Origin of the sequence: Neolewinella aurantiaca (assembly GCF_008014675.1) — a bacterium.
Classification (GTDB): Bacteria; Bacteroidota; Bacteroidia; order Chitinophagales; family Saprospiraceae; genus Neolewinella; species Neolewinella aurantiaca.
This window is the reverse complement of the sequence record NZ_VOXD01000088.1, coordinates 1-1,901: the sequence shown is the minus strand read 5'-3', so window position 1 is coordinate 1,901 and position 1,901 is coordinate 1. Positions and strand designations below refer to the sequence as shown.

The window sequence follows — 1,901 nt, the reverse complement described above, 5'->3', positions numbered from 1 at the left end:
GTAAGCGTCCGACCAACCACATCTTGTCAGCCCCAACTCCGCGCCAGAGCTTTGCGCCAAACCAAAGCAACAATTTATGCGCCACAGCCCCACCTCCATCCGTCAATTTTTGATCGATCAACCGCTCAGCGGACAGACCGTCGCCGCCTTCTGTGAAGAACACGACCTGAAGGTACCGACTTTCTACTCCTGGAAGAAGAAATATGGAGAAGCGGAAGCTTCTCTCAGCGAAGGCTTCTGCAAGATAATGCCTAAGCGGGAACATGCCGAACGCAGCCTGTGTCTACCGAGCGGTTTGCGGCTGGAATTGATTGGCCTGACGACTACTGAAATTGCGGAACTGATCCTAGAAATCGACCGCGCGCATGCTTAGCTTTTCCAGCCGGCAACGGTACTTTTTATATCGAGGGGTTACTGACATGCGTAAAGGTTTTAACGGTCTTAGCGGAATAGTTCGTCAGCATATCAATCACGATTTGTTAAGCGGCGATGTATTTATTTTTCTCAATAAGCGTCGCGACCGGGTCAAATTGTTGGTGTGGGATCGGACGGGCTTCGTGGTTTGGTACAAGGTGCTGGAGCAGGGAACTTTTGAGCTGCCGGCCGCTGAAAACGACAGTCTGGAAATGTCCTGGACGGATATCCAGCTATTTTTGGAGGGTATTGAAATTAAATCGGTAAAAAGGCGAAAAAGATACCGTCGAGTGGCTTGACAAATGCCCGAAGTGCCGTATTTTTTGCCCTATGAGCACGGAGGTTCTCATTGCGGAAAATAAAGAGCTCAGGGAGCAAAATGCTAGCCTGCGCCACCGGCTCGAACAGCTCGAGCGGTTGATCTTTGCTGCCAAATCCGAACGCTTTGCACCTGCGTCCGCGCCGGAACAAATGGAGCTTTTTGAAAGGAGCGCGGACGCGGGTGCAGTAGAAGAGACCAGGGAGCAAATCACCTACGAGCGTAAGAAAAAGAAGAAGCATCCGGGCCGTACACCACTGCCGGAACACCTGCCCGTGCGCCGCGTAATCGTTGAGCCCGACGAGGACACCACCGGTATGACTCAAATCGGGGAGGAGATCACCCGCAAGGTCGAATATGTCGAGGCCGTGCTGGAAATCGTCGAGACGGTCCGCCCCAAATACGCCCGCCCTCAAGCGGATCAGTCGGACGACAAACCCGCCATCGTGGTAGCACCGGTTCCCGAGCAGGTCATCCCCAAAGGCATTGCCGGGGCCAGCTTGCTGGCCAAAATAGTCGTTGCCAAATACATCGACCACCTGCCTTTCCACCGCCAGATCGGGATGTTCAAACGTGACCACGGCTGGGCGATCCATAAATCGACGATCAACGACTGGTTTGCCGCCGTTTGTACGCTGCTCGAACCACTTTATGCCGTATTAACGGCCTCGGTGCTCGACACCGATTATTTGCAGGGCGACGAATCGCGCCTGACCGTTTTGGAAACAGGAGAAGAGAAACCGAAAAATAAGAGTCACCGCTTTCCGCCAAAGAAGCGCCAGGTCCACCTGGGCTATATGTGGGTATTCCGTAATCCGGTCGTCGGCGGGGTGTTTTTCGCCTACCGTCCGGGGCGGGGTGCCAATGTGTTGCACGAAACTTTGGGGGAGTTCAGGGGCAAGTTGCAGAGCGACGGCTACTCGGCCTATACCGCTTATCTGAAAAAGAACGCCGACGTCGAGCTGGTCAGTTGTCTGGCGCACATCCGGCGCAAGTTTGTTGACGCCCGCTCCAATCACAAGGAGATGGCCGAGCTGGCCCTGCGTGCCTTCCAGTACCTGTACCGGATCGAGCGGATCTGCCGTGACTATAACTGCACACCTGAGCAACGTCTGAAAATCCGCCAGCGTTACGCCCGCCCGGCCTACGAAGGTCTGCTCGCATGGGT

3 protein-coding genes are annotated in these 1,901 nt (G+C 54.8%); all 3 read left to right on the top strand.

Annotation, left to right across the window (positions count from 1 at the left end):
- Positions 1-76: 76 nt before the first annotated feature.
- Positions 77-373 carry an IS66 family insertion sequence element accessory protein TnpA gene (gene tnpA, locus FUA23_RS22100; protein WP_147932947.1) on the top strand — a complete coding sequence of 99 codons (297 nt, stop codon included), beginning with the start codon at positions 77-79 and terminating at the stop codon, positions 371-373.
- The gene (gene tnpB, locus FUA23_RS22095) at positions 366-713 is read left to right on the top strand and encodes an IS66 family insertion sequence element accessory protein TnpB (RefSeq protein WP_147932946.1); all 348 of its coding nucleotides are present in this window, start codon (positions 366-368) and stop codon (positions 711-713) included. Before tnpA ends, tnpB begins: the two co-directional genes overlap by 8 nt.
- 31 nt (positions 714-744) lie before the next feature.
- Positions 745-1,901 (top strand): IS66 family transposase (gene tnpC, locus FUA23_RS22090; protein WP_147932945.1); only part of this gene is annotated, 1,157 nt, incomplete at its 3' end.